This window comes from Novosphingobium sp. KACC 22771 (assembly GCF_028736195.1).
GTDB lineage: Bacteria > Pseudomonadota > Alphaproteobacteria > Sphingomonadales > Sphingomonadaceae > Novosphingobium.
Genome location: NZ_CP117882.1, coordinates 270,244 through 296,866 on the forward strand (window position 1 = coordinate 270,244; position 26,623 = coordinate 296,866).

22 protein-coding genes are annotated in these 26,623 nt (G+C 64.0%); 11 read left to right on the forward strand and 11 right to left on the reverse strand.

Annotation, left to right across the window (positions count from 1 at the left end):
* Nucleotides 1–16: 16 nt before the first annotated feature.
* Nucleotides 17–1,066, reverse strand: coding sequence for a LacI family DNA-binding transcriptional regulator (locus PQ467_RS18235; protein ID WP_274176952.1), 1,050 nt, complete (start codon nt 1,064–1,066; stop codon nt 17–19).
* A gap of 152 nt (nt 1,067–1,218) precedes the next feature.
* Between PQ467_RS18235 and PQ467_RS18240 the strand changes: the two genes are divergently transcribed.
* The gene (locus tag PQ467_RS18240) at nt 1,219–3,630 is read left to right on the forward strand and encodes a glycoside hydrolase family 3 protein (RefSeq protein ID WP_274176953.1); all 2,412 of its coding nucleotides are present in this window, start codon (nt 1,219–1,221) and stop codon (nt 3,628–3,630) included.
* A 28-nt stretch (nt 3,631–3,658) separates the two neighbouring features.
* On the forward strand, nt 3,659–6,559 hold the full coding sequence (locus PQ467_RS18245) for a TonB-dependent receptor (RefSeq protein ID WP_274176954.1): 2,901 nt from the start codon (nt 3,659–3,661) through the stop codon (nt 6,557–6,559).
* A gap of 60 nt (nt 6,560–6,619) precedes the next feature.
* Here PQ467_RS18245 and PQ467_RS18250 read toward each other — a convergent pair whose 3' ends face one another.
* Nucleotides 6,620–7,522, reverse strand: a complete 903-nt coding sequence (locus tag PQ467_RS18250; RefSeq protein WP_274176955.1) for a cupin-like domain-containing protein — start codon at nt 7,520–7,522, stop codon at nt 6,620–6,622.
* Nucleotides 7,523–7,678: 156 nt separating this feature from the next.
* Between PQ467_RS18250 and PQ467_RS18255 the strand changes: the two genes are divergently transcribed.
* Both PQ467_RS18255 and PQ467_RS18260 read left to right on the forward strand, forming a co-directional pair.
* A complete protein-coding gene (locus tag PQ467_RS18255; protein WP_274176956.1) occupies nt 7,679–8,395 on the forward strand; it encodes a SapC family protein in 717 nt (238 codons plus the stop codon).
* Nucleotides 8,385–9,899 (forward strand): tryptophan halogenase family protein, encoded by a 1,515-nt coding sequence (locus PQ467_RS18260; RefSeq protein ID WP_274176957.1) that lies wholly within the window; start codon nt 8,385–8,387, stop codon nt 9,897–9,899. The genes PQ467_RS18255 and PQ467_RS18260 overlap by 11 nt, the downstream gene beginning before the upstream one ends.
* Before the next feature lie 101 nt (nt 9,900–10,000).
* Here the strand turns inward: PQ467_RS18260 and PQ467_RS18265 are convergent, their stop codons facing one another.
* From PQ467_RS18265 to PQ467_RS18275, 3 genes are read right to left on the reverse strand one after another with little or no spacing between them, the layout of a single operon-like run.
* Nucleotides 10,001–10,765, reverse strand: a complete 765-nt coding sequence (locus PQ467_RS18265; RefSeq protein WP_274176958.1) for an SDR family oxidoreductase — start codon at nt 10,763–10,765, stop codon at nt 10,001–10,003.
* Nucleotides 10,766–10,782: 17 nt separating this feature from the next.
* Nucleotides 10,783–11,325 (reverse strand): carboxymuconolactone decarboxylase family protein, encoded by a 543-nt coding sequence (locus PQ467_RS18270; RefSeq protein WP_274176959.1) that lies wholly within the window; start codon nt 11,323–11,325, stop codon nt 10,783–10,785.
* 27 nt (nt 11,326–11,352) lie between these two features.
* Nucleotides 11,353–12,165, reverse strand: coding sequence for an SDR family NAD(P)-dependent oxidoreductase (locus PQ467_RS18275; protein ID WP_274176960.1), 813 nt, complete (start codon nt 12,163–12,165; stop codon nt 11,353–11,355).
* A gap of 113 nt (nt 12,166–12,278) precedes the next feature.
* Between PQ467_RS18275 and PQ467_RS18280 the strand changes: the two genes are divergently transcribed.
* A complete protein-coding gene (locus tag PQ467_RS18280; RefSeq protein WP_274176961.1) occupies nt 12,279–13,220 on the forward strand; it encodes a GlxA family transcriptional regulator in 942 nt (313 codons plus the stop codon).
* A gap of 9 nt (nt 13,221–13,229) precedes the next feature.
* Here PQ467_RS18280 and PQ467_RS18285 read toward each other — a convergent pair whose 3' ends face one another.
* The 4 genes from PQ467_RS18285 to PQ467_RS18300 are packed head-to-tail and all read right to left on the reverse strand — an operon-like array spanning nt 13,230 to nt 17,139.
* On the reverse strand, nt 13,230–13,526 hold the full coding sequence (locus PQ467_RS18285) for a putative quinol monooxygenase (RefSeq protein WP_274176962.1): 297 nt from the start codon (nt 13,524–13,526) through the stop codon (nt 13,230–13,232).
* Between the two features lie 53 nt (nt 13,527–13,579).
* On the reverse strand, nt 13,580–14,158 hold the full coding sequence (locus PQ467_RS18290) for a TetR/AcrR family transcriptional regulator (protein WP_274176963.1): 579 nt from the start codon (nt 14,156–14,158) through the stop codon (nt 13,580–13,582).
* On the reverse strand, nt 14,151–15,527 hold the full coding sequence (locus PQ467_RS18295) for an efflux transporter outer membrane subunit (RefSeq protein WP_274176964.1): 1,377 nt from the start codon (nt 15,525–15,527) through the stop codon (nt 14,151–14,153). The genes PQ467_RS18290 and PQ467_RS18295 overlap by 8 nt, the downstream gene beginning before the upstream one ends.
* Before the next feature lie 13 nt (nt 15,528–15,540).
* Complete coding sequence (locus PQ467_RS18300; RefSeq protein WP_274176965.1) at nt 15,541–17,139, reverse strand: DHA2 family efflux MFS transporter permease subunit; 1,599 nt, start codon at nt 17,137–17,139, stop codon at nt 15,541–15,543.
* 77 nt (nt 17,140–17,216) lie between these two features.
* Between PQ467_RS18300 and PQ467_RS18305 the strand changes: the two genes are divergently transcribed.
* On the forward strand, nt 17,217–18,344 hold the full coding sequence (locus tag PQ467_RS18305; protein WP_274176966.1) for an HlyD family secretion protein: 1,128 nt from the start codon (nt 17,217–17,219) through the stop codon (nt 18,342–18,344).
* A gap of 26 nt (nt 18,345–18,370) precedes the next feature.
* Here PQ467_RS18305 and PQ467_RS18310 read toward each other — a convergent pair whose 3' ends face one another.
* Nucleotides 18,371–20,209, reverse strand: a complete 1,839-nt coding sequence (locus PQ467_RS18310) for a DUF885 domain-containing protein (RefSeq protein ID WP_274176967.1) — start codon at nt 20,207–20,209, stop codon at nt 18,371–18,373.
* A gap of 116 nt (nt 20,210–20,325) precedes the next feature.
* On the opposite strand from PQ467_RS18310, the gene PQ467_RS18315 reads away from it, so the two are divergent.
* From PQ467_RS18315 to PQ467_RS18335, 5 genes are all read left to right on the forward strand, one after another.
* Nucleotides 20,326–20,784: a MarR family winged helix-turn-helix transcriptional regulator gene (locus PQ467_RS18315; RefSeq protein WP_274176968.1), complete on the forward strand. Its 459-nt coding sequence runs from the start codon at nt 20,326–20,328 to the stop codon at nt 20,782–20,784.
* The gene (locus PQ467_RS18320; RefSeq protein ID WP_274176969.1) at nt 20,781–21,239 is read left to right on the forward strand and encodes a MarR family winged helix-turn-helix transcriptional regulator; all 459 of its coding nucleotides are present in this window, start codon (nt 20,781–20,783) and stop codon (nt 21,237–21,239) included. The genes PQ467_RS18315 and PQ467_RS18320 overlap by 4 nt, the downstream gene beginning before the upstream one ends.
* 87 nt (nt 21,240–21,326) lie before the next feature.
* Nucleotides 21,327–22,943 (forward strand): AMP-binding protein, encoded by a 1,617-nt coding sequence (locus PQ467_RS18325; RefSeq protein WP_274176970.1) that lies wholly within the window; start codon nt 21,327–21,329, stop codon nt 22,941–22,943.
* Nucleotides 22,940–24,112, forward strand: a complete 1,173-nt coding sequence (locus PQ467_RS18330; protein WP_274176971.1) for a thiolase family protein — start codon at nt 22,940–22,942, stop codon at nt 24,110–24,112. Before PQ467_RS18325 ends, PQ467_RS18330 begins: the two co-directional genes overlap by 4 nt.
* A complete protein-coding gene (locus PQ467_RS18335) occupies nt 24,109–25,326 on the forward strand; it encodes an SDR family NAD(P)-dependent oxidoreductase (RefSeq protein WP_274176972.1) in 1,218 nt (405 codons plus the stop codon). Before PQ467_RS18330 ends, PQ467_RS18335 begins: the two co-directional genes overlap by 4 nt.
* Nucleotides 25,327–25,371: 45 nt before the next feature.
* Here PQ467_RS18335 and PQ467_RS18340 read toward each other — a convergent pair whose 3' ends face one another.
* Complete coding sequence (locus PQ467_RS18340) at nt 25,372–26,622, reverse strand: PQQ-dependent sugar dehydrogenase (protein ID WP_274176973.1); 1,251 nt, start codon at nt 26,620–26,622, stop codon at nt 25,372–25,374.
* Nucleotide 26,623: the final 1 nt, after the last annotated feature.

Here is a 26,623-nt window from a genome sequence, read left to right on the forward strand (position 1 = left end):
TTTTCGGAGCATTGTTTCAGCCGCGCGGCGCTTTGGTGGTTGCCCGCACGACGAATTCATAGGGGAGTTCGAAAGCGCCCAGGCCATCATCCCCCTTCGACAGGGCAATCAGTTGCGCGCAGGCCTTGCCGACCATGGCGGCTGTGGGCTGGCGGATCGCGGTGAGGGGGGGCACGCTGAAGCGCACGCCCGGCGTATCCTCAAAGCTGATGACGGAAAGGTCATCGGGCACTTTCAGGCCGCGGTCGGCCGCCACATGCAGCGCGGCAAAGGCCATCTTGTCATTGTCGGCGATGATCGCGGTCGGCGGGCTTGGCGCGGCCAGCATGGTTTCGAGCACATCGACCGCCATGTCGAAATAGAAATTGCCCGCCCCGATTGGCCCGGCCTCCGGGGCGATCCCGGCCTCGGCCAAGGCCTCGCGAAACGCTTTGCGGCGTTTTTGCGAAGGGCCGTAATTGAGCGGCCCGGCCAGAAACCCAATAGAGCGATGCCCCAGATCCAGCAGGTGGCGGGTGACTTCGCGCATGGCGCCCTCGTCATCCATATAGACATCGACAAAATTGCCGCCCTCATAATGGCCCACGCGCGCGCAGGGAATGCCCTGACGCTCCAGCCATTCCACCAGTTCCAGATTGTCGCAATGGGGCGGTGTCAGGATCACGCCATCGGGGCGCAGCGAGCCCACTGCCCGCGCGATCTGGGGGATGGTCGTGCCGGCATCGGTGTCGATCAGCTCCAGCACCATATGGTAATTGTGGCGCTCGCATTCGCTCATGCCGCCATAGAGCATCTGGTCGACCCAGTCATTGCCGCGCCCCGATGTCCAGTTTTCAAAGGTGCGCGCGCGGTCGTTGATCGAGAGGATCAGATAGGATCGCGCGCCGCCCATCCGCCGCGCCGACAGGTTGGGTACATAGCCCAGTTGCTCGACCATGGCCTCAACGCGCTGGCGGACGGCGGGTTTGACGTTGGGCCCATTGTTGATGACCCGCGACACCGTTTGGCGCGAGACACCGGCGGCGGCGGCAACGTCTTCAATCGTGACTTTGGCAGGTTTGTGCATCGTGACCCCTTTGCGCGGTTATCCCCACAAAGCGCCACGATCGCAAGCCAATTGAGAGCGTTCACAAAATGTGTTGTGAACGCTCTCAATCTTAGCTATTCGCTCTCTCGCACAATGAGTCGGCCGCCAATGCGGCGGCAAGGGAGAGCGCAATGAACCGGCAATGGGCCCACCGCGGGCTGATCTGCGGCCTCAGTCTGGCTGCTATGGCAATGGGGATGCCGGCCGCGGCGCAGGGGCAGGACGCGCAGGCACAGCGCGTTGCCGATCTGATCGCCCACATGAGCGTCGAGCACAAAGTTGCGCAATTGATCGAGCCCGACATCGGCTCGATCACGCCAGAGGATATGCGCCGCTATCGTTTCGGCACCATTCTGAACGGCGGCAATTCCGGCCCCGGCGGCAATGACAAGGCGCTGGCCCCGGCATGGTTGGCGCTGGCCGATACAATGTATCGTGCAGGGACAGAGCCTTTGCCCAATGGCGAACCCGTGATCCCGCCCTTTTGGGGCACGGATGCGGTGCATGGGCACAATAACATCATCGGCGCGACGCTGTTTCCGCATAATATCGCGCTGGGCGCGGCGCGTGATCCGGCGCTGGTTCAGCGCATCGGCGCGGCCACGGCCGAAGAAATTGCCGTTACCGGCATCGACTGGGCCTTTGCGCCCACGCTGGCCGTGGTCAAGGACACCCGCTGGGGCCGCTCCTACGAGAGCTTTTCGGAAGATCCCGCGATCGTGGCGCGCATGGGTGTAGCCGAGGTCGAGGGCCTTCAGGGCAAGCTGGGCGCCAAGGATTTCCTCAATCAGCGCCATGTGCTGGCCAGCATCAAGCATTTCTTTGCCGATGGCGGCACGGGCGGTGTGGATCAGGGCGATACGCGCGGCGATCTGAACACCATTATCGCCACCCATGCTGCCGCCTATATTCCCGCGATCAAGGCGGGCGCGCAGACGGTGATGGCCTCGTTCTCCAGCATCAACGGCGAAAAGATGCATGGCAACAAGGCGCTGCTGACCGATCTGCTGCGCGGCAAGATGGGTTTTGACGGGCTGCTGGTGGGCGACTGGAACGCGCATGGGCAGGTGCCGGGATGCAGCAACAGCGATTGCCCGAAATCGCTGCTGGCCGGTCTGGACGTGTTCATGGTGCCCAATGACTGGCGCGCCCTCTATGACAATCTGCTGCGCGAGGTGCGTGATGGCACGATCCCCATGGCGCGGCTGGATGAGGCGGTGGGGCGCGTGCTGCGCGTTAAATTGCGCGATGGCCTGTTTGAAAAGCCCGCGCCCGCACAGCGTGAACTGGCGGGCAAGTGGGAGCTTCTGGGGTCGCCCGAACACCGCGCTGTGGCCCGCGAGGCGGTGGCCAAATCGCTGGTGCTGCTGAAAAACAATGGCGTCCTGCCGATCAAATCCTCGGCGCGCATTCTGGTGGCCGGACATGCGGCGGACAATATCGCGCAGGCGGCGGGCGGCTGGACGATCACGTGGCAGGGCGGCGGCGATCTGACGAATGCCGATTTCCCCGGCGCGACCTCGATCTATGGTGGCATTGCGAAGGCGGCGGCCCAGACCACGCTATCGGCCGACGGCAGCTATGCCGCCCGTCCCGATGTGGCCATCGTCGTGTTTGGCGAACAACCCTATGCCGAATTTGTCGGCGACCGTCCCGATCATGCGCTGCATGACGAGGAAGGGCTGAAACTGCTGCGCAAGTTCAAGGCCGCGCATATTCCGACCGTGGCGGTGCTGCTGTCCGGGCGCCCCTTGTGGGTCAACCGTGAACTTGATGCGGCCGATGCCTTTGTTGCGGCGTGGCTGCCGGGCAGCGAGGGTGCGGGCGTTGCCGATGTGCTGGTTGGCGGCAAAACGGACTTTACCGGGCGTCTGCCGTTCCATTGGCCCGCCACCTGCGATGACAGCGGCAAGCCTTTGTTCGGCGTGAACTATGGCGGCAGCTATCGCCATCCTGCGCCGCGTCTGCCGGTGTTGGGCCAGACCTGCGCGGCGCTTAATGCCAGCGCCAGCGGCACGTTTGAAGTGTTTCACAAGCGCCTGGCCGCAGGCGTGGATGCCAGCATTCGCGAAGGCGACGACGAGACGTTGCTGCATGGTTTCGTCGGCGCGGGCAAGCAATTGAAGATCATGGGCTTTGACTATTCCGCGCAGGAGGATGCGCGTGAATTGGTCTGGCAAGGTCCGGCCGATCTGCGCCTGAGCTGGCCTGTTGCCAATATGAAGCCCTTTGCCGGGGCGGCGTCGGGCGAGGTCGTGCTGCGCTACACCATCGATCAGGCGCCGGGTGGCCCTGTCACGCTGAGCGGCATTGCGCAAAGCGGCGCGGCCGGGGCGCGGGTCGATCTGGCCCCGACGCTGCGCGCGGCGGCCGGGCGCGGGTGGCAGACCGCCCATATCCCGCTCGTGTGCCTTGCCGGAAATGCGCCCGGCGACCTTGCCGGGGTCGATCTGGGGGTCGGCGCGCCGCTGGGCATGAAAATCGCCACGATCGAGGTTCGCCCCGGCGGGGCCAACACCAGCTGCAGTGAAGCAAAGTTCTGAAGAAAAATATCTTTCCAGGAGGATGGTCATGAGGAAAATACATCAAACTGCGGTCTCGCTTGCCGGGATCGCCATTGCTCTTGCCTGCGGGACCGGCGTCGCGCAGGCCCAGCAGGCACCCGCCGCCGCTCCTGCTGCGGAAGAACCGGGCGCCATCGTCGTGACGGGTCTGCGCAAGTCGTTGGCCGATGCGGTGGGCATCAAGCGTAACACGCAGGGCGTGGTCGATGCGATCACCTCGGAGGATATCGGCAAGATGCCCGATACCAACCTAGCCGAATCGATTCAGCGTATTCCGGGCGTGTCGATTGACCGCAGCAACAATGAAGGTTCGCGCGTCACCGTTCGCGGCTTTGGTCCCGAGTTCAACCTTGTCACGCTCAACGGCCGTTCGATGCCCGGCAGCGGCACCGGCGGCACGCGCTCCTTCGACTTCTCCAATATCTCGGCCGATGGCGTCTCGGGCATCGATGTGTTCAAGACCGGCCGCGCCGATGTGGCCTCGGGCGGCATTGGCTCGACCATCGACATCCACACCGCGCGTCCGTTTGACCGCAATGGCCTGCGCGCCTCGGCCCAGGTCAAGGGCACCGATGACACCTCGCGCTCGGGTTTCCATGTGACGCCCGAATTCTCGGGTCTCGTCAGCGATACTTTTGCGGATGATCGTATCGGTATTTTGCTCAACGGTTCCTATTCCGAACGCGACAGCCAGCTTCAGTCGGCCTACACGCGCGGTTGGCTCAATAATGTCGACCTTGGCACGGCCACGATCACCGACAACCGCACCAACAAGAGCGGCCCGACCTGGGCGCCGCAGGATGCCAATTGGGCGGTGGAAAACCATCACCGCACGCGCATCAACGGTCAGGCCGTGCTGCAGTTCAAGCCGACCGACACCATTGTCGGCACCATCGACTATACCTATGCCCTGTATAAGGACCACGCGCTCAAGAACAGCTTTGGCGCCTGGTTCGGCTATGGCGGCGCCTTGACCAGCGCGACCATCGACAAGAACGGCACGATGACCAATCTGGTCGATGCCGGTTCCGACCTGTCTTATACCGGCACCGACGATCAGCAGCGCAACCAGCTCGGCTCGCTGGGCGGCAATGTGAAGTGGCAGCCGTTTGACAATCTGACCGTGGTGGCCGACGCCCATCATTCGGTGAACAATTCGACCGACGAGTCCCAGTTCTACATCGTGGGCCAGGATCAGAATTATTCGATCTACAAGATCTTTGATTCGACCAAGACGACGATCCCCACCACGACCTGGACTTTCCAGCCGCCCTATAACGTCAACAATCTCAACACCGCGCTGATTACGCCGCTGTTTGGTCAGCACAATCTCAGCCGCCAGCGCACCGCCGTTGACGAAGCCAAGCTGGAAACCGAATGGCGCAACAATGGCGACAGCGGGCTGCGCGCCATCAAGGTGGGCGTGAATTACAAGCAGACCAAGACCGGCTTTACCGTTTTTAACAGCGGCAATATCTCGAACGGTTATTACGACCCGCGCCTTGACGGTGCCTTGCCCTCTTCGCTGTTCACCAAGGTCAACTCCTCCTCGCTGCTCAAGGGCCTGTCGGGCGGCGGCAGCGACATTCTGGTGCCTTATTTCTACAGCTTCAATCCGTTTGCCGTGTCGCAGGCGCTCGCTGGTCTGCCCAATTACAACGGCACCGGTCCGGCGCCCGCCTATCCTTCGGGCTATGGCTATGGCACCGTTCCTGCCACGGACAATCTGATCAAGGAACGCACCTTCTCGGCCTATGCCCAGATGCAGTTTGATGCCGATTTCAACGGGATGCGCTTCCGCGCTCAGGCAGGTGTACGCTATGAACACACCAGCGTCAGCTCGGCCAGCCAGCAGCAGACTCCGGTCTCGGTGACATGGAACAACCCCACCGAGTTCCAGACCCAGTTCATGCCCGGCGCGCAGATCTTCACCGCAGGCAGCAGCTACAATGACTTCCTGCCCGCCATCGACATGAGCCTGCAGATTACCAAGCGGCTGGTCGCCCGTGCGTCCTACAGCACGACGATCACGCGTGCGGATTTGACCAAGCTTGTTTCAACGCAGGTGGTCGATGCCAACCCGCATGTTAACAACCGCTTCATTTCGTCCGGCAATCCGTCGTTGCTTCCTTATACATCGCAGAATTTCGACCTGTCTTTCGAATATTATATCAAGAATAACAGTTATTTCTCGGCGAATTATTTCGTCAAGCAAGTGTCGAACTTCATCACCAGCACCACCACGAATGTCACCATTCCCGGCCTGACCGATCCTGGGGCGGGGGCGCTGGCGCAAAAGGCGACGGCCGAGGTGCTGGCCGCCGGCCAACAGGCCAGCCCGCAGAACATCTTTGCCCAGATGGTGGCCGATACCGGACAGCAGGCCTTTGTCGGCCAGCCCAACGACCCCCTGATCACATGGCAATTGACCAAGCCCAGCAACGGGCCGACGGTCAACATCCATGGCTTTGAATTTGCGGGCCAGTATGTGTTTGGCGACACCGGCTTCGGCCTTCAGGCCAACGTCTCGCTGCCCGCGGGCGGGGCGCGTTACGACAACACCAATATTCTTGAGCAGTTCGCCTTGCCCGGCCTGAGCAAGTCGTACAACATCGTCGGCTTCTATGAAAAGAACGGGTTCCAGACCCGCGTGGCATGGAACCATCGCGATGCGTTCCTGGCCGCGCTGTCCCAGCCGCTCTATGCCAACCAGCCGACCTATACTGCGGCCTATGGCCAGCTTGATGCCAGCGCCAGCTATGACATCAACCGCCACGCCACGGTCTTCATCGATGCCGTCAACATCCTTGGCGCATCGCAGAGCCAGTATGGCCGTTTCACCAACCAGTTCCTCTATGCCGCCAAGGGCTATGGGCGCTATCAGGTGGGTGTGCGCGTCAAGCTGTAAGGCTTGAGCACAAGCCGGATCGGGGCCGCCTCAATCGCTGATTGGGGCGGCTTCGGCCCTTCAGGCCAAGGTCTGCAAAAGCATTTCGCGCAGATGCGCCGCGCTGTTCCGGGTGAGTTGGCCAAAGGCCCCGTGCGCCGCATCGGGCAAATGGTCAAAGGCGGGACCGTTGGTCTCGAACACGAGATTGTCGAACACTACCTTCCACGCGGCGCGCTGCTCTTTGGGCAAATCGCGCAGGGTAAGGAGGCCGGAAAGCAAGGCAGTCATCGGCGAACCGAAATAGGCCGGCACATCGCGCCACCATGTGTTGACCATGGCATTGACACTATCGAGCGATTCCACACCATGCCACCACAAGGTCGGAATATAGATCGCATCGCCCGGTTCGAGGATGGCGCTCAAGCCATGCGCCTGCGCCTCGCGATAGCGGGGAAAGCGCTCGAAATCGGGCGCGCGTATATCGACAAGGCTGATCGGTTGGCCCGCAGGCGTCAGATCGAGCGGGCCCATATAGAGGTTGGGCAATTGCTCGATGGGAAACAGGGTGAATTGCCGCCGCCCCGCCACCACACAGGCGATGTTTTCGACATTGTCATAATGGGGCGCGGTCATCGTCCGATTGCCGATCCAGATGGATTGGAGAAACTGGCTGGCCGGGATGAAGGGCGAGAGATCATGGCTCTGGGCAAAGCCGGGGAAATAACCGGCCAGCGCCAGCGATCCGGCGAACAGGGCGGATGGCTCGGCAAGCGCCGCCTCGTCGCGCAGGCGCGCGACAAATTCGGCGATAGGTGTCAGTTCCTTGCGATAGTTGAAACTGGTATAGCCGGGCTCATAGAAAAATCGCCCGCGATGAACCGGATCGCAGACAAAGTGAGGGATCGGCAGGCCGGAACTGATGGAGCAGAGATGATCAAGCAGGCCATCAGGGCCAAGATGTACAGCAGGCCACGATGACACGACGCCCTTTAATACGGCAGGTTGCGCCAGAGGTTTTATTTCTTCGAAGAAGGCTCTGGGTGTTACATCATAATATTGTGACACATTTTTCATAAGATTATCTTTTCAATATATTTTGGTGAATAATATTATATTTTCGGGATGGGTCAATCAATTATGGCAAATTTTGTTCCGCTGGACTTTGCAGAGCATCGTTCGCTGCGCCTCGCCACCGGTTATTCCGCCTCGCTGGGCGATGGGTTGGGCATGGTGGGCGCGGTGCCGACCGAGATCGCTGCGCTGGCCAATTCCTATCCGCTGTTTTTCCGCCGCTCCCCTGTCACGGGCGCGTATGAACTGGGGGTGATGCTGGGTTTTGCGGCGGAGGAGAACCTGTTTCTGGTCGATGAAGGCTGGGATGCCGCCTATGTTCCGCTGGTGCGCCGCTGCGAACCCTTCGCGGTCCAGCAAAGCCCGGCCGACCCCGGCCGCAATACGCTGATGATCGACCTCGACAGCCCGCGCCTCGCTCAGAGTGGCGGTGATGTGCTGTTCTTTTCCGATGGCCGCCCGTCCGAACGCCTGCAGGCCATCGTTGACGCGCTTGAAGCCTTGGTAAAGGGCGCGCAGCAAGGCAGCGACTATGCAGCGGCGCTCGATGCGCTGGGCCTGATCGAGCCGGTCGATGTGCGGATCGATCTGGGCGGCGGGGTCAGCCACAATCCATCGGGCCTTTTTGCCATTGCCGAAACGCGTCTGGCGCAACTGCCCGCGGATGCCCTGGCCGATCTGCATCGGCGCGGGTATCTCGGCTGGGCCTATCAACAGGCCGCCTCGGTCGGCCAGATCGCCAATCTCATCCTGCGCAAGAACCGGGCGCCCCATGTCCGCTGACCTTCGCTCGATCATCATCGTGGGCGGCGGCACGGCGGGATGGCTGACCGCAGGGATTCTGGCGGCACGCCTTCGCCTGCCTTCGCGCGGGGATCTGTCCATCACGGTGGTTGAATCGCCCGGCGTGCCCATTTTGGGCGTGGGCGAGGGCACATGGCCGACCATCCGCCAGAGCCTTCAGGTCATGGGCATCGGCGAGGCCAACTTCCTTGCCGCCTGTGACGCAACCTTCAAGCAAGGCTCGCAATTCGTTGGGTGGCGAGAGAAGGGCGCAGAGGGCACGCACAGCTATGTCCACCCTTTCACCCCGCCGCACCGTTTTGGCGAGGTCGATCTGGCCTCGGTATGGCTGGCCGCGCCCTTGGCGGGTTTCGATGAGGCGGTCTGCTTTCAGACTGCCCTGTGCCGCGCGGGCCTTGCGCCCAAAACGCGCAGCAGCCCGGAGTTTGAGGGCATCGGCAATTACGCCTATCACTTTGACGCGGGCAAGGTGGCCACTTTCCTCAAGGAACACTGCATCGCGCATTTGGGCGTGCGCTATCTCTGCGACGATGTGGAGGGCGCGCGGATGGATGATGACGGGGCGATTGTCGCCTTGCGCACCGCCCGCCATGGCGAAGTGGCGGGCGACTTCTTTGTCGATTGCAGCGGCCAGCATGGCGTGCTGATCGACCGGGTTTACAAGGTGCCGCTGGTCAATTGCCGCGATGTGCTGTTCGTCGACACCGCTCTGGCCGTTCAGGTGCCCTATCCCCATGCCGACAGCCCGATTGCCTCGGTCACTTTGGCCACGGCGCAGGAGGCCGGCTGGATCTGGGACATTGGCCTCACCTCAAGGCGGGGCGTGGGCTATGTCTATTCCAGCCAATACAGTTCAGATGACGAGGCGCGCGCCACGCTAGAGCGCTATGTCCGGGCTATTTCAGGCAAGCCCTTGCCCGCCGAACCCCGTCGCATCCCCATCAATTCGGGTTATCGCGAGCGGTTCTGGGTGGGCAATTGCGCGGCCATCGGCGTATCCTCGGGCTTTGTCGAGCCGCTGGAAGCCTCCAGCATTGCGATGATCGAGGTGTCGGCCGACCATCTGGCTCAGCATCTCACATTTGACCGCGAAGCGATGGCGATTGAGGCCGGGAGATTTAACCTCAAGCTCGATCAGGTGTGGCGCGATGCCATCGATTTTCTCAAGCTGCATTATGTGTTGAGCGACCGCCGTGAACCGTTCTGGGTGGCCAATCGCGATGCGCGTTCTATCCCGCCCTCGCTGCGCGACAATTTGCGCCTCTGGAAAAACCGCCCGCCGATCAGCGGCGACTTTCCGCTGACCTGCCAGTTGTTCGGCCCGGCCAGCTATCAATATATTCTCTACGGCATGGGCTATGCGACGACCCCCGGCGGCCCATCCGATGCGCATCACCATCTGGAGGAGGTTCAGGCCATGGCCAACCGTCTTGGCCGCGTTCTCGGCCCCAATCGTGATTGGCTGGCCCCGGCGCAGGTGTGAAAGGCGCATGCGCGGGATTGGCCCCTTGCGCAATGCAAAGAAGGATGAGAGCCGATCGCTCCCATCCTTCCTGCGCGCATCTGCTTGAGCTTGACTATGCCTCAGGCGCCAACAGGGATCGGATTGTCGACAAGGCTCTGATTAAAGGCATGGACCAGCCCATGCTCGCCCGATCCCACATTGTCGCGCAAGGGCCGCACCGCCTCGACCAGAACTTCCGGTTCATCCCCGGCCAGAGCGGCCAGTGTCTGTTCGACAAAGGCATCAAGGGGCATGGCACGCGGATCGCCGCTCTTGTAGATCAGATCGGTATCCACCCATGGCGGCGCGATTTCCTGAACCCGAACGCCCGTGTCGCGCAGGGCAAAGCGCTGTGACAGGGCATAGGAGTGCAGCGCCGCCTTGGTGGCCGAATAGGCCGCATTGCCCGCCAGCGGCACATAGGCCAGCACGCTGGTGGTATAAAGAATGGTCGCCTCCGGCTGCGCCTTGAGATGTTCGATCAGCGCCGCGCTCATGCGGATCGGGCCGAGGAAATTGGTGGCACTCAGACTTTCGAGCATGGCATCATCGACCGCGCCCGCCGGATCGTCAAAAGGCATGAAACCGGCATTGTTGAACAGCACGTTGAGCTTGGGAAAGCGGGTCACGGCCTCTTGCGCCGCCGCCGCGATGCTGGCCGGATCGGAAACGTCGAGTTCGATGGCGGCCATGCCCGGATTGGCGGCGGTCACTTCATCCAGCAAGGCGCGGCGGCGACCCGAAATGATCACCTGATTGCCCAACTTGTGCAGCGCCTCGGCCAAGGCGCGCCCGATGCCGCTGGTTCCGCCGGTGATGAAGATGGTGTTGTCGGTCAGTTTCATGGGAAGGTTCCTTTATCTCAGGCGGTGACACGAGCGACGCGGGGGAAATCCAGCGTGGTGTCGACGATATTGTTGATCGAGTTGGTGAGGATGTTGACCGCGACATGGGCCACGGTTTCCAGAATTTCGGCGTCGGGCAGTCCTGCCGCACGGGCCTGTTCAAGGGCCGCCGCGCCCGCCCGGCCATGATCGGCATTGACCGCCAGAGCCAGTGTCAGGATCGCCGCGACATGCGGGTCACTGGCCCGGCCTGATTGGGCGTCGGCGGCATCCTGGGCGCTGACGCCCTTGGCCCGCGCCCCGCCGGTGTGGGCGGCAAGGCAATAATCGCAACCATTGGCCGACGCGATGGCCACGGCGATCTGCTCCTGCGCCGATGCGGGCAAAACCCCGCCGCCCAGCGCGCCTTTGGCGTTCCAGAACACATCCAGCACGGCGGGCGCCTGTGCCATCACGCGAAACAGATTGGGCACCTTGCCCATCGCGGCGCGGGCGTTGTTGAACACGTTGGCCACGTCGGGGCGGGCGGCTTCATCGGACAGATGAGGGATCAGAGACATCGTAGGTATCCTTTGTAAAAATTGGGATCAGTTCGCGCCCAGACCGAAGCGCGCGGCGGGACGGCGGGCGGAAAGCTGGGGGCCGAGCGCGGCGCGGGCGGCTTCAAACGCCTGCCACAGCGCGGCGTCTTCCAATGCGGGGATGGTGTGGACTTCGCCCCGGTCGAGCCCGACCAGCGCGGCATCGACCATGTCATCGGCGCGCATCACGATTTCGCTGGGCAGGTTTTCCACCGGCAGGCCGCCGATTTCCCAGAAATCGGTCGCCGTCGCGCCGGGCAGGACGGCCTGAACCCGCACGCCCTTGTCGGCCAGCTCATGATGGAGCGAGGTGGTGAAGGCCTGAACAAAGGCCTTTGATCCGCCATAGACGCCGTTGAGCAATTCCGGGGCCACCGCCACGATCGAGGCAATGTTGATGATTGTGCCGCGTCCGCGCGCCACAAAGCCGGGGGCGGCGGCATAGGTCAGCCGGGTGAGCGCCAGCACGTTGAGGCGGATCATCGCCTCCATGCGCTCCACATCGCTGTCCAGCAGCGAGGAATGGGTGCCGATACCGGCATTGTTGACCAGAGCGGTGATGCTGGCGTCGCGGCGCAGGATGTCCTCCACGCGGGCCAGATCGGCGGCGGTACCCAGATCGGCGGCCACCACTTCGACCGCGCGGCCCGTGGCATCGGAAATCCGGGCGGCCAGCGTTTGCAGCTTTTCCCGGTTGCGGGCAACCAGGATCAGATCATGGCCGCGGCGGGCGAGGCGGTCGGCATAGATGGCGCCGATGCCGGTGGAGGCGCCGGTGATAAGAGCGGTGCCTTGGGCGATGGTGTTGGTCGGGGTCATGGTGGATCTCCTTGGTGGGGTATGTTTCTGACCCGCCCTGTATGGACCCGATGGACATTGACCGAAATGACGTATAAACTACGTTTTCAGGACATAGTGCAGAGGTTCATCCCATGCCCCACATCGCCATGGTGCTTTCCCCCGGATTCCAGTTTCTCGCGCTGGGCGCGCAGGCCGCCTTCGAACTGGCCAACCTTGTGACGGATCAGGATTTCTATTCACTGGGCATCTATTCGTCCAAGGGCGGGATGATGACCTCCTCGACCGGTCTGCCGCTGCCCACGGTGCCGCTGGCGCAGGCCGGGCCGATCGACACACTGCTGGTGATGGCGGGTACCACGCCGCCCCCGCAACAGGATGCCGCAACGCTCGATACACTGCGCGAGGCGGCGCAGGGCGCGCGGCGGGTGGCGGGCCTGTGTACGGGCGCTTTTCTGCTGGCCCAGATGGGGATGCTCGACGGGCGGCGGGCCACTACGCATTGGTCCTATGCCCGCATGATGCGCGAGGCCTATCCCGACATCAGGGTGGAGGAGGACCGCATCTTTATCAACGAAGGGCCGGTGTGGACGTCGGCGGGGCTGACGGCGGGACTGGATGTGGCCGTGGCGCTGGTGGAAAAGGATCTGGGCGCGGATGTGGCGGGGGCGGTGGCGCGGCGGCTGGTGCTGCATCATCGGCGCGCGGGCGGACAGTCACAGCATTCCGAACTGCTCAGTCTGGCGGCCAGCAGCGATCGCATCCAGAAGGCGCTGATCCATGCGCGCACGCATTTGACCAACACGTTGGGGGTTGAGGAACTGGCCGAGGTGGCCGCGCTCTCGCCGCGCCAGTTCAGCCGCGCCTTTCGTGCCGAAACCGGCCAATCCCCGGCCAAGGCGGTTGAGCAATTGCGGCTCGAGGCGGCAAGGCTCTTGCTGGAGGACACGCGCCACAGTCTGGAGGCGGTGGCGCAGCAGACCGGCTTTGTCGATCTGCGCCGGATGCGCGAGGCCTTCATGCGCCAATATGGCCAACCTCCGCAGGCGCTGCGCAGGCTGGCCAGAGCGGGGTAAGGCGCGGGTTCAGAGCGCCCGCAGCCGTTCCATCGCCACGGGTTCCGCCAAAAGGTCGCCCAATCGGGCGGCCGCCCCGCTGGATTTCAGCAGCGCGGCATGGGTATCGAGCGCGGCCTGGTCCGCCCATGCCTCGACCATGACGATCACACCGGGCGCATCAAGGCTGTCATGCGCGGCATAGGCCAGACAGCCCGGTTCCGTCAGCACCTTGGGGATCAGCGCCAGCATGGTCTGCGCCAAGGCATCCTCCTTGCCGGGTTTCGGCACAAGGCGGGCGATCAGGTGAACGGTTGTATCGGTCATGGAATTCACTCCATCCAAGCGGCACGATGGGCCGCGAAAAGCGCCTTGCGCGATCAGCGGGCCAGCAGGCGCGCAATAGCCTGACGGGCCGCGGCCAGCGTGGCAAGGGCCTTGGGGCCATCGCCATAGGCGCGCGCCAGCGCCATTGCACCCACCATTTCGGCCACCAGCGAGGCGGCCAACAGCGATGCTTCCCCCGTGTCGCGCCCGCGGCGGATCAGCGCGGCGGCAATGGCCTGCTCCATGGCGGCGATCCCGGCCTGAAAACGGGCGCGGGCGGCTTCTGGCATGCGCGGCGCCTCGCCCGCCAGCCAGGGCAGCGGGCAGCCGCGATCATGACGCCGCATGACCTGTTCCGAAAGGTAGAAGTCGATCAGCCCGTCCAGATCGTCCGCCTCGCCCAGAAAGCGCTGAACCATCCCGGCGCTGTCCTGAAACATGCGGTCGATGGCATGGGCGACCAGATCATCGCGGTTTTCGAAATGGGCGTAAAATCCGCCATGGGTCAGGCCCGCCCGCTTCATCAGATTGGCCACACTCAGCCCCTCGGTGCCCCCGGCGCGCAGAGCGGCGGCGGCCTCGTCAAGGATGCGTTCGCGCACGCGGGCCTTGTGGGCGCTTTTGTCAGCCATCTTGCATCACCTTCCGCCGAGTTTCAAATCCACCGCCCATCGCCCGTACAGCCGCCACACTGGCGCGCGCAAGGGCTTCGCGCGATTGAGTCAGCCGGTCGCTGGCCTCCAGCAGATTGCGGTCGGCGTCCAGCACGTCGATCAGCGAGACCGCGCCCTGCGCATAGGCATCGCGCGCCTGATCGCGGGCGGCGGTCAAGAGGGCAACCTGCTGTGCCAGCGCGGTCTCCTCGCGGGTTCCTTCCTCCAGCGCGGCGACGGCATCGCCAACCTCTGCGCCCGCCACCAGCGCCGCCTCGCGCCATTGGGCCAGAGCCTCGCGCCGGGCGCCGCGCGCGGCGGCCAGTTCGGCATCGATCCGCCCGAAATCGAACAGCCGCCAGCGCAGGGCCGCGCCGCCGCTGGCCGTGACCGCATCGCCCGATGCCAGCGACAGGCCGCCCACCGTGACCACCCCGGCCACACCGCCCAGCGAGAGGTGAGGATAATACTCGGCTTTGGCCACATCGATGCGGGCCTTGGCCCCGGCGGCCCGCGCCTCGGCGGCGGCCAGATCAGGGCGGCGGCGCATCAGCGCGGCCGGGTCGGCATCCAGCGCGGGGGCAAAGCCCCGCGGCAGCGGCGCGGGCGTTCGCAGCCGTTCCGGCCATGCCCGGTCGCCGGTCAGCACGCCCAGCCGGTCAAGATCGACCGCAATCGCCTGACGCAGCGGGGGCAGGGCGGCTTGCGCTGCGGCATGGGCGGCCTCGGCCCGGTTGACGTCAAACTGGCTGGCCAGCCCCTGATCAGCGCGTTGACGCACCAGCGCAGCCAGAGAACCGCGCAGGACCGCCTGATCCTGCGCCAACGCCAGACGCTGTTGCAGCCCGCGCAGGTGCAGATAGGCGTCCGCCACCTGCGCCGTAACGGCCAGATGCGCCGCCTGCTCATCGGCGAGTGTGGCCAGCGCGCCATGGGCCGCTGCGCGCTTGGCCGCCGACAGGCCGCCGAACAGGTCAATTTCCCACTGCGCGCCGATCCCGGCCTGATACAGTTCATAATCGCGCGGCAGGCCGATCTTTTGCGAGGCTCCGCCCATGGGCGAATGCAGCGATTGCCGGTCTGCCTCCGCACCCGCCGACAGGCTGGCCGAGGGAAGCAGCGCCGCGCCCGCCCGGCGCGACAGCGCGCGCGCCTGCTCCACCCGCGCGGCGGCGGCCTCCAGCGAGAGATTGCCCGCCAGTGCTTGCGCCTCGGCAGCGTTGAGCAGCGGGTCGTTGAAAGCCTGCCACCATGGCTGCACGGCCCGTGCCTGTGGTGACGGGTCGGCCAGCGCAGGCCCGGCGAGCGCCAGCGCGAGAGCAGCGAGAGGGAAAGTGGACATACGCATCACGCGGGCTCCTTCAATGAGCGGCATCAGGGGGAGGCGGGGCCGCAGCCGGGCGGCAGAACGGCACCAGCACCAGCGCCGCGATGAACATGAAAGCCATGAGTCGGAACACATCGTCAAAGCCCAGCGCCAGCGCCTCGCGCGAAATCACGCGGGCCAATGTGCCCTGTGCCATCCACTGTGCCTGAGCGGTGTCGGGCGTGATCGCGGCCATTTGGGCGGCAAGGGCGGCGGTGGCCTCCTGCACCGGGGCGGCATGGTGGCCCATCGCTTCGGACAGGCGGGCGGCGGCGATGCGGCTGTCATCCTGAAGCCAGCTGTTGACCACGGCAATGCCGATGGCGCCGCCCAGATTGCGCATCAGGTTGAACAGGCCCGAGGCCGCGCCCAATTCCTGCGGCGGCACCGCGCCCAGCGCCATCGTTACCGAAGGCACGATGCACAGCATCAGCGCAAAACCGCGCAGCATCTGGGGCGCGAGCAGCTCCCAAAAGCCCCACTGGCTGGTCATTTCCGAGGTCAGCCATAGGCTGGCCGCGAACAGCGACAGGCCCACGGTGATCATATAGCGCATGTCCACCCGCTGTGACAGCGCGGCAGCCACCACCGTAGAGCCGAGTTGCGCGACGCCCACCACAAAGATCGTCTGGCCGATCTGCAACGCGCTGTAGCCGCGCACCATCGCCAGATAGAGCGGGATCAGCGAGATCGAGGCATACATGCCAAAGCCGATCACCAGATTGAACACCGAGGCAAAGGCAAAAGTCGGCCGCCGGAACGACCGCAGCGAAACGATGGGCGAGGTGGAGAAAAACGAACGCTCCAAAAACAGCACAAATCCGACCGCGCTGGCCCATGCCGCCAGCGCAATCGTCTCATCGCCCAGCCAGTCATGCCGGGGGCCTTCCTCCAGCACATATTCCAGCCCCGCCAGAAACACCGCCATCGCCAGCAAATGCGCCCAGTCGATCCGCTTGAGCAGAGAGATGTTGGCGCCATCGATGCGCAGCAGGATGGCGCAGGCGGCGGCGATAAACAGGCCGGGCATCACATTGACAAAGAACAGCCAGCGCCAGTTCAGCACATCGGTGATATAGCCGCCTGCCGATGGCCCCAGCGCCGGGGCCAGCACGCTGACCGTGCCCAAAATCGCGGGGATCAGCGCGCGCTGTTTGCCCGAAAACAGGGTGAAGCCCACGGCAAACACCAGCGGCACCATCGCACCCCCGGTAAAGCCTTGAAGCGCGCGAAACCCCACCATCGAGCCGATCGACCATGACAGGCCGCACAGCAGGCTGGAGAGCGTGAACATCAGGCATGAGGCGACAAACAGCCAGCGTGTTGACAACGCCCGCGCCAGAAATCCCGACAGCGGGATCATCACCAGTTCGGCCATCAGATAGGCGGTCTGGACCCAGCTTACCTCATCGGCCCCGGCGGCAAGCCCTGCTGCCACCTCGCGCTGGGATGCCGAAACGATCTGGATGTCGAACAATGCAAGGAACTGACCAAAGGCCATCAGCCCGAAAATCAGGAACTTGCGCGAGGTGGGCATCGTGGTCGGGTCAGCGGACCAGTCCTGGGACAGGCGCGAGAAGGCGGGGGGAAGCATGGCCGCGATTTTGCCTCTTGTTGAAATGATGAACGTCATATATATGACAATCGTCATTTCAACAAGAGGCTTTTCCCATGCTCCAGCGCACCGCCGATCCCGCCCTGAAGGCCGCATCCCCCGCGCAAGATCAGGCGGCCCGGCCAAAGGTGCCGCGCGCCGCCATGGCCGCGGCGGCTGCGCTGGCGGTGGGCGCATTGGGGGCCATGTGGATCCTGTCCGAACCTTCGATCCAATCGACCGATGATGCATATATCGGGGCGGACGCCACGCATGTCGCGCCGCGCATCAAGGGTTTTGTCAGCGCCGTGCTGGTGGCCGAAAACCAGAGCGTGCGGGCGGGACAGATGTTGATGCAGATTGACCCTGAGGAATATGCCGCCCACCGCGCCCGGGCCGAGGCCGACCTTGCCGATGCGCGCGGCGCGGTACTGGCGGCGCGGGCCGCGCTTGCCCGTCAGAGCAGCGAGGAAGCGCTGGCCAGCGCGCAGACCGCCGCCGCTGCCACCTCGATCCGTTCGGCGCAGGCCAATGCGGACCATGCCAGCGCCGATGCCGCGCGCTATCAGGCCCTGCTGGCCACCGGCGCGGTGGCGGCGCGCGATGCCGAAGCCTATCGCACCGGGGCCGTTGCGGGCGGACAGGCGCTCGCGCGGGCGCAGGCCGACCTGACTGTCGCGCGTCGGCAGGGCGCCGTGGTCAATGCCCGCCGCGCCGATCTCATCGCGGCGCTCGATCGCGCCGAGGCGGGCGAGGCCCGCGCCAAGGCCACTCTGGACCTTGCCGGGCAAGACCTGCGCCATACCGCCATCACCGCCCCAATTGATGGCGTGGTGGCCAGTCGCCAGTTGCGCGTGGGCGATTATGCCCAACCCGGCACCCGCGCCCTGACGCTGGTGCCGATGCAGGCGCTCTATGTCACCGCCAATTTCAAGGAAACCCAGACCCGCCACATGCACCCCGGCCAGCGCGCGCAGGTGCATGTTGATGCTCTTGGCGGCGGCACGGTATCGGGCGTGGTGGAGAGCATCGCGCCGGGCTCTGCCTCCACCTTTGCCCTGTTGCCGTTTGAACCGGGCACCGGCAATTTCACCAAGATCGTCCAGCGCGTGCCGGTGCGCATCCGCATCAATCCGGGCCAGAAGGGCGCCGATGTCCTGCGCCCCGGCATTTCGGTTACCGCCGAGGTTTCCGTCCGGGAATGAAATAATCCGGTGCGGCCGCCATCAGCCTATTCCGCCTCGATATAGCGAGTGACATTTTGCGCCAGCACATCCAGCGGCACATTGCCGCCATCGACCACCGTCTGGTTGAAATCGCGCAAATCGAAACGCGCGCCCAATCGGGCGCGGGCACGCTCGCGCTGGGCGTTGATCTCGATCTGGCCCAGCATATAGCCACAGGCCTGCCCCGGCCAGGCGCAATAGCGCTCCACCTCGCTCACCGCATTGCTGAGCGGCAGGCCGGTGGCGGCGATGAATTCGTTCAACGCCTGATCGCGGCTCCAGCCCTGCGCATGAATGCCGGTGTCCACCACCAGTCGCGCCGCGCGCCATGACAGGCCCATCAGATAGCCCAGCCGCCCCGCCGGATCATCGGCATACATGTCCAATTCGTCGGCCAGTTGCTCACTGTAGAGCGCCCAGCCCTCGGAATAGGCGTTGAAAGCCAAAATCGAGCGGATCAGCGGCAATGCCTGCGCATATTCGCCCTGCCAGACATGGCCGGGTATGCCTTCATGAAACACCAGATCGGGAATGCTGACCCGGTTATGGATCGCCGGATCGCCCAGATTGACCCAGATCTTGCCAGGAATGCGCCCGTCAATCGAGCCCGGCCCGCCATAGGCCGACGGAGCGCCCGGCTCCTCGGCCAGCGGCATGCGGCGGATTTCCAGATTGCCGCGCGCCAGCCTGCGAAAGGCGGAAGGCAATTTCTCGCGCATCGCCGTCAGTTTGGCGTTCATATAGGCGACGATCTTTTCCCGCGCGGCATCATCGGTGCCAAAGGTGATGTCGGGCCGCTGCTGCAAGGCATTCATGCGATCGGCCACCGATCCTTGTGTCAGACCAAGGCTGCGCAGGATCGTGTCCATCTGCGCACTCAATTCCACCAGTCGGGCGCGGCCGATGGCGTGGATTTCCTCGGGCGTACGCCGTGTGGTGGTGCTGGCGCGCAGGCCCCAGGCATACCACTCCTCGCCGTGCGGGCGCGGGCGCATGCCCGCATCGCCCGTGGCGACGGCGCGTTGGGCGCGGATTTCGGCCAATTGCCGTTGCAGGGCCGGGATCACGCCCTGGCTGATAATCCGCTCGGCCCGCGCGCCCAGCGCTGCGGCGTCCAGGCCGGGCACCTTGGCCGCCTTGTGCATCAGCGGCGCCACCAGCGGACCATCGCTGCGCGCTGCCTCGGCGATGGAGCGGGTCATGCCCGCGATGGTTTTGTCGAGCAGAAAGTCGGGCGGAACCAACCCGATGCCGCGCGCATGGGCGATACGGGCGGTTTCGCCATCCAGCAGGGCAGGCATCGCCGTCAGACGTTGCAGATAATAGTCGGCATCGGCCGCATCGCGCACCGGCTGATCGCCGTCCAGCAATTGGGAAATGTCGATCCAGCCGCCGACATTCTGGATCACGCAATAGGGCGTGTTGCGCCATCCCCCGATCGTGGCATCGCCATAGGGCAGCGCCATGCCCTGGCGCGCGGTGCGAAAGGCGCTTTGCGTGACAGTCAGGCTGGTGAGCGTTGAGGCATCCAGACCGCCGCGCTCCACCCGGTCCAGCCGCGCCAGCGCATCGTCGAGAAAGGCCCGCGTGGCCGCCACGCCCGCCGGCGAGCGATCATCGAGCGCGCCGCGCAGACGCGCATGCGCCCCGGTGTCCACTCCCAGAGAGGTAGCGCTGGTGGGCACACGCTCCAGCAAACCCCACGCCAGCGTGTCGAGCAGCGCCGCGCCCGGACTGTGCGATGCACCGGCGGCTTTTGCGGCCAATGCCTGAATCGGGCGGGGGAGCGCGGCCGCTGCCGCCCCGGTGAGCGCCGCGCGGCGCGAGAAATTCAAACTGTCCATGCTACCATGATGGCCAGCGAAGCGCCCATCGTCAAATCCTGACCTTGCGCCATTGGTCAAAACATCATGAGGCAGCGGTTGGACTTGGCCCGGTGGATACGATAGAAATTCGCGCGATGAACACATTGCCTGATATCCTTGGCGCGGCGCGCCCTGTTGAAGTGCATGTCTGGGTGGCGCTGCTGTCGCTCTACGGCAAAATTCACCAACGGTTGAACCGGCAGATGCAGCGTGATTGCGGCATCACATTGGCGAAATATGACGTTCTGGCGCAATTGGTGAACGCGCCGGACGGGCGAACCCTTGGCGATTTGACCAACGGGTTGAAGGTGACGGGGGGCAATGTCACCGGCCTGACGCGGCGATTGCTGGATGACGGACTCATCGCTCGCGAGGCTTCGGCCACGGATCGGCGTTCTTTCATCATCCGCCTGACGTCGCGGGGAAGGGAGACCTTTCTGGCGGCGCAAGCGATGCATGATGATGCCGTTCGCGGCTGGCTGGGCGCGCTGTCGGGGGACGAACTGGACAATGCGCTGCATCTGTTGCGCCGCATGGATAAAGCGGTGCCATGACGGGGCGGCACGACCTGCCGACTTTGCGAGAGGATCTCGAAGGTCATCCCGGCTATGTCATCAACCATCTTGCAAGTCTGGGGCAGGCCGCTCAGGCCCGAATGCTGGAGCCTCTCGGCCTTTCGCTGCTCATGGTGCGCGCGCTGACGGTGCTGTATATCGAGGATGGGCTGACTATCAACGAGATTGCCCTGCGCAGTTTTGCAGAGCAATCCACCACCAGCCGCACCATTGATGCCATGGTCAACGCAGGATGGCTTGAAAGGCGGACCCCCGCCGGGGACCAACGGCGGCGTGAAGTTGTCCTGACCACGGCCGGGCGCGATAAAATGCTGGAGGTCTGGCCGTTGATGGAGAGGCACAGGGCATCGCTGACGGCAGGCATTGATGCCCATGATCTGGTTGTTTGTCAGCGGGTTCTGGGGGCCATGATCGGCAATCTGCAGCGCGTTTAAAGCTGAATTCATCGGCCGGACCCGTCCTTGACAGAATTTATTTTATATATAAATATATGCAGAAGAATTCTTCTGGAGGGGACGGCCATGACTGCTGAAACTGTATTTGCGCGGTTTGCCGCCGCCGCAGCCCATTGGCCGGACCATCCCTTTCTTCATATCCTGCCCGAAACAGCGCAGGTCTATGGGATTGCCCATGGCGAGATCACCTATGACCAAATGCTGGCCCGCTCGATCGCACGCCGCCACATTCTGGAGCAGGCGGGCGTCGGCGGGGGAACAAGGCTGGGACTGTTGCTGGAAAACCGGCCGGAATTCATCGAGATATTTCTGGCTGCCAACAGCCTTGGCGCCTCGATTGTGCCGATCAATCCGGATTTGCGCATGGCCGAACTGGAATATCTGATCGCCCATTCCGAAATGAGCGCGGCTTTTGCCACACCGGCCCGCCTTGATGCTCTGGTCGCCGCCGCCTCGGCTGCGGGCAGCCCGATGGTGGCCGCCATCCCTGATGGCCCGCTCCCTCCGCTGCCGCCCCATGCGCAGGCTTCCGGTCAGCCAGACTGGGAAACCGAGGCGGCGTTGCTTTATACCTCTGGCACCACCGGCCAGCCCAAAGGATGCGTTCTGACCAACACCTATTTCCTGCATTCGGGCGATTGGTATGGCGATGTCGGCGGCCTCATGGCGCTGCGTCCGGGGCAGGAGCGCATGCTGACCCCGCTGCCGCTGTTTCACATGAATGGGCTGGCGGTGTCCTTGATGGCCATGATCACGCTGGGCGGCTGTCTGACGGTGCTGGACCGGTTTCATCCATCGACATGGTGGGATTCGGTGCGGCAAAGTAAGGCGACCTGTCTCCACTATCTGGGGGTGATGCCCGCCATGCTGATGAAGGCGCCGGAGAGCGAATTGGACCGCCGCCATTCGGTTCGTTTCGGGTTTGGCGCCGGTTCGCCGCGCGAATTGCATGGAGCCTTTGAACAGCGCTTCGGTTTTCCCCTGATCGAGGCATGGGCCATGACCGAAACCGGCAGCGGCGGCGTCATCAGCGCGCATCGTGAGCCGCGTAAGGTCGGCACCAATTGCTTTGGCCGTCCCACGCCCGACGTTGCCATTCGTATTGTCGATGAAACGGGGGCGGATTGCCCCGATGATATGCCGGGCGAATTGCTCGTGCGTCATGCCGGGGGCGACCCGCGTTTTGGCTTCTTCCGCGAATATCTCAAAAATCCGCAGGCAACCGCCGAGGCATGGGCCGGTGGCTGGTTTCATACGGGCGATATCGTGATGCGCGATGCCGATGGGGATCTGCATTTCGTCGATCGCAAAAAGAATGTCATCCGCCGATCGGGTGAGAACATTGCGGCGGTTGAGGTGGAGACCATTCTGGCGCGTCATCCCGGCATTCGGGAAGTGGCGGTGGCCGCCACGCCCGATGTCCTGCGCGGCGATGAGGTCGCGGCCTTGATCGTGGCCAATGATCCGGCCGATCATGCCGCGCAACTGGCCGATGACATCGCCCGGTGGGGGCTGGACAACATGGCCTATTACAAGGTGCCCGGCTGGATCGGCTTTGTTGAACAATTGCCGCGCACGCCCACCGAAAAGATCCTGCGCGTCGCGCTGAAGGGCGAGGTTGACGCGATGATGGCGCGGGGCGGCTTTCATGACACGCGCGCGTTGAAGAAGCGTCAGGGATGAGCCGGTTGCCCGCCCCCTATGACGGCGTGGTCGTTTGCGCCCCGGTCACGGTGCCTTACCAGCGTTTTTCGCCCCAGCCCGCGCATTGGTGGGCCGGGGCGGCGCTGCGACTGCTGGCGCGCAAAACGGGCTTTGGTCCGCACGATATTGACGGCTTTTGCTTTTCCAGTTTCTCCGCCGGGCCGGATACAGCCGTGGGCATGACCCAGCATATGGGCCTGTCGCCGCGCTGGCTGGACCATATTCCCACCGGCGGCGCCAGCGGCGTGATGGCTCTGCGCCGCGCCGCGCGGGCGGTGCAAAGCGGCGATGCCGAAGTGGTGGTCTGCCTTGCCGCGGATGCCAATCAGATTGACAGTTTTCGCAAAGGTCTCTCCGCTTTCTCGCGCTTCTCTCAGGATGCGGTCTATCCCTATGGCTTTGGCGGACCCAATGCCACATTCGCCCTGATCACGGATGCGTGGATGCGCGAAACCGGCATCGAGCGCGCCGATTTTGGCAAATTGTGCCTGACCCAGCGTGCCAATGCCGCGTCAAACCCGCTGGCCCTGATGCGCGATCCGTTGACGATGGAGGCCTATCTGGCCGCGCGGCCCATTGCGGATCCGGTGCATCTGTTCGATTGCGTGATGCCCTGCGCCGGGGCGGAAGCCTTTATTGTCACCACGCCCGAAATCGCCAAGGCGCGCGGGCTGGCCGGGGCGCACATTCTGAGCACCATCGAGCGGCATAATGCCTATCCCGAAGACCCTGTGCAAAGTCGCGGCGGCTGGGCCATGGATATTGACGATCTGTGGAACATGGCGGGGATCGCTCCTGATGCGGTTGATTGCCTTCAGGCCTATGACGATTATCCGGTGATCGTGGCCATGCAATTGGTCGATCTTGGCTTTTGCGCCAAGCAGGACGTTGCCCATTTCATCCGGCGGACCGATTTCGGGATCGGCGGGGATCTGCCGCTCAACACCAATGGCGGTCAATTGTCCACCGGACAGGCGGGCGCTGCGGGGGGCTTTCAGAATGTGACCGAAGGGTTGCGGCAAATTCTGCATTGTCCGCTGGGCGCGCAGGTGCCCGACGCCCGGATTACCGCCATATCGGGGTTTGGTCTGGTGAATTATGATCGCGGCGTCTGTACCGCTGCTGCTATTTTGAAGGCATTGGGATGACACATCCGCTTCATGAACACCGCGATCCTGTGGTGCAGGACTCCCATGCGCCTACGGGCGCGCGCAGTCGGGCTATGCATGCCCTTTCGGCCCGCGCGGCGCAGGGGCGCTTTGTACTTCAGTCCTGCACGGTCTGCGCCGCGGTGGCTTGGCCGCCGCGCGATGCCTGCCCGCAATGTTGGGGCGAACTAGCATGGGCAGATCAGCCTGTGGGAGCCTGTGTTGTCAACCAGACCACGATCCACGTCTCGACCGATCCTTATTTCCGCGCCCACTTGCCTTGGCGCATGGGCACGGTGCAACTGGACGCCGGGCCGGTGGCTATGGCCCATCTCTATGGCGCCCTAAAGCCCGGCATGCGGGCCGTGATGCGCTTGATGCTTGATCGCGGGGGCAATGCCGCCCTGTACGCTCTTCCGGCCGAGGGAATGTCCGATATGAATGATCTGCAGAGCGACGCGCAGTGGCGCGAATTTATCATTCCTGTTGCGGGCCGAACAGTTTTGGTCAGCGATGCCGCGCAGGCGACGGGGCGCGCGATGGTTCGTGCCTTGATTCAGGCGGGTGCAGGGCTGGTGGTGGCGGGGCTGAGCGCGCCGGCTTCGGCGACGGATGCCGATGATGCCATACTGGGCCACGAGACGGTGCGGATTGTTCGGCTTGATCTTACCGATGCGGCTTCGGTTGCTGCGGCGCTGGGTATGATGGAGCGCCCGCTCGACATTGTCATCAACACCGCGCGCCATGTTCGCGGCGGGGGCGTCAGCCGGGATGCAGCCTTGGCCAAGCAGCAGTTCGCCATGGAAGTATCCGCTATGGGCCTATCACGTCTGGCGGGGGCCGCTGCGCCCTTGCTGGCCGGGCGGCCTCAGGGGGCTTTCGTCGATCTGATCTCGGTTCAGGCGCTGGCGGGGGACGCCGGATTTGCCGGTTTTGCAGCGGCGGAAGCGGCTCGCCTCTCGCTGGTGCAAAGCTTGCGGCATGAAATGCGCGCCACCGGTGTTCGGGTGCTCACGGTGTTTACCGGCCCCACCGATGATGCGGATCATCAATCTCTGCCCCCGCCGAAAGTGGCGCCAGCCCGTCTGGCGGCTGCGGTTGTTGATGCTCTGGCGCAGGGCCGGGAGCAGACCTGTGTGGGCGATGTGGCAAAGGATGCCATGGCGCGCTGGCTGGTCGACCCGGCCCTTTTTATCCGGGAGATCAATCTTTAAACCTTGGATCGCGCCGCAGGGATGCATTAGCCCTGCGGCACTTTCCTACCGCGACGCAGGGCCGATACGCAAAACCACAGAGTTGGGCTCGTCGGTCAAGGCGTAGAGCAGCCCATCAGGGCCTTGGCGCACATCCTTGAAGCGCTGATGCAGGCGGTCGAACAGGACTTCCTGACGGATTTCCTCAAGCTTTTCGTTGAAAACGACACGGATGAGCGCGCCCGTTCCGTTGATCTGGCCGCGCCGGGCGCTGGCAATGAACAGATTGTTGCGCCAGCCCCGCAATTTCGCGCCCGTATAAAAGGCAATGCCGGCTGGCGCGATGGAGGGCGACCAGATGAGCGTTGGCCCCTGTGTGTCGGGCGGCACAGGCGCAGCGGGCAACGGCGAGCCGCCATATTGGGTGCCGTACGTGGCATTGGGCCAGCCGTAATTGCGCCCCGCCGACAGGATGTTCAATTCGTCTCCTCCCTGTGGCCCGTGTTCCGAGGCGATGATCTGCCCGGTCTGGGGCGCAAAGGCGAGGCCCAGCGGATCGCGGTGGCCATAGGTCCAGATTTCGGCCCTTGCCCCTTTGACGCCGACAAAGGGATTGTCGGCCGGGATCCGCCCGTCGCGCATCACGCGCAGCACTTTGCCATAGATGGTGTCGGTGCGCTGGGCAGACTGAATGTCACCCTCGCTCAGCGCGCCGACCGAGACGAAGAGATCACCATGGCGTCCGGGCAGGATGCGCGATCCGCCCACGGCCACCTTTGCCTCGCCCACCACAAGGTCGGTGATGTCCACCAGCCGCGAACCGTCCAGCCGCGCGCGCGCCAGAACGGTGGCAGCGGTGATCCGGCCGCTGGATGCATCCAGCCCGAAGGGACGGTTAAGAGTAAGATAGATCAGATGATTGACGGCAAAATCGGGATCAAGGGCCACATCCTGAAGACCCAATACATCGGATGGATCGAGATGGGGCGTATGGCTGTAGTCGGGGATGCCCGCGATCGGTCTTGGCGCCAGCGTCGGTCGCGGCCCGGTGGCGTTGCGCAGCAGGCGCAATCTTGCGCCGCGCTCCACCACCAGCGCATCACCATTGGGAAGAAAGGCCAGACTGTAACCATTGACCAGACCCCGCGCGACGACCTCGACCTTGACGCGGCTTTGTTCGGCAGTCTGGAACAGGAATGGCCCGGCGCCCGACAGGCGGGCAGGGACGCTCACCTCCGGCCCATCCGCGGCGGCTGCAGGGGGCGCCGCGATGGACAGCGCCAATGCGCATAGCACGCTCTTTGGATAAGTTCTCATC

Coding starts and splice junctions, on each gene's coding strand:
- PQ467_RS18325 (WP_274176970.1), top strand. CDS start 21,327: ATGACTGCTGAAACTGTATTTGCGCGGTTTGCCGCCGCCGCAGCCCAT.
- PQ467_RS18295 (WP_274176964.1), bottom strand. CDS start 15,527: ATGCGTATGTCCACTTTCCCTCTCGCTGCTCTCGCGCTGGCGCTCGCC.
- PQ467_RS18235 (WP_274176952.1), bottom strand. CDS start 1,066: ATGCACAAACCTGCCAAAGTCACGATTGAAGACGTTGCCGCCGCCGCC.
- PQ467_RS18245 (WP_274176954.1), top strand. CDS start 3,659: ATGAGGAAAATACATCAAACTGCGGTCTCGCTTGCCGGGATCGCCATT.
- PQ467_RS18275 (WP_274176960.1), bottom strand. CDS start 12,165: ATGACCCCGACCAACACCATCGCCCAAGGCACCGCTCTTATCACCGGC.
- PQ467_RS18285 (WP_274176962.1), bottom strand. CDS start 13,526: ATGACCGATACAACCGTTCACCTGATCGCCCGCCTTGTGCCGAAACCC.
- PQ467_RS18305 (WP_274176966.1), top strand. CDS start 17,217: ATGCTCCAGCGCACCGCCGATCCCGCCCTGAAGGCCGCATCCCCCGCG.
- PQ467_RS18290 (WP_274176963.1), bottom strand. CDS start 14,158: ATGGCTGACAAAAGCGCCCACAAGGCCCGCGTGCGCGAACGCATCCTT.
- PQ467_RS18260 (WP_274176957.1), top strand. CDS start 8,385: ATGTCCGCTGACCTTCGCTCGATCATCATCGTGGGCGGCGGCACGGCG.
- PQ467_RS18310 (WP_274176967.1), bottom strand. CDS start 20,209: ATGGACAGTTTGAATTTCTCGCGCCGCGCGGCGCTCACCGGGGCGGCA.
- PQ467_RS18320 (WP_274176969.1), top strand. CDS start 20,781: ATGACGGGGCGGCACGACCTGCCGACTTTGCGAGAGGATCTCGAAGGT.
- PQ467_RS18330 (WP_274176971.1), top strand. CDS start 22,940: ATGAGCCGGTTGCCCGCCCCCTATGACGGCGTGGTCGTTTGCGCCCCG.
- PQ467_RS18265 (WP_274176958.1), bottom strand. CDS start 10,765: ATGAAACTGACCGACAACACCATCTTCATCACCGGCGGAACCAGCGGC.
- PQ467_RS18240 (WP_274176953.1), top strand. CDS start 1,219: ATGAACCGGCAATGGGCCCACCGCGGGCTGATCTGCGGCCTCAGTCTG.
- PQ467_RS18300 (WP_274176965.1), bottom strand. CDS start 17,139: ATGCTTCCCCCCGCCTTCTCGCGCCTGTCCCAGGACTGGTCCGCTGAC.
- PQ467_RS18315 (WP_274176968.1), top strand. CDS start 20,326: ATGAACACATTGCCTGATATCCTTGGCGCGGCGCGCCCTGTTGAAGTG.
- PQ467_RS18255 (WP_274176956.1), top strand. CDS start 7,679: ATGGCAAATTTTGTTCCGCTGGACTTTGCAGAGCATCGTTCGCTGCGC.
- PQ467_RS18340 (WP_274176973.1), bottom strand. CDS start 26,622: ATGAGAACTTATCCAAAGAGCGTGCTATGCGCATTGGCGCTGTCCATC.
- PQ467_RS18280 (WP_274176961.1), top strand. CDS start 12,279: ATGCCCCACATCGCCATGGTGCTTTCCCCCGGATTCCAGTTTCTCGCG.
- PQ467_RS18270 (WP_274176959.1), bottom strand. CDS start 11,325: ATGTCTCTGATCCCTCATCTGTCCGATGAAGCCGCCCGCCCCGACGTG.
- PQ467_RS18335 (WP_274176972.1), top strand. CDS start 24,109: ATGACACATCCGCTTCATGAACACCGCGATCCTGTGGTGCAGGACTCC.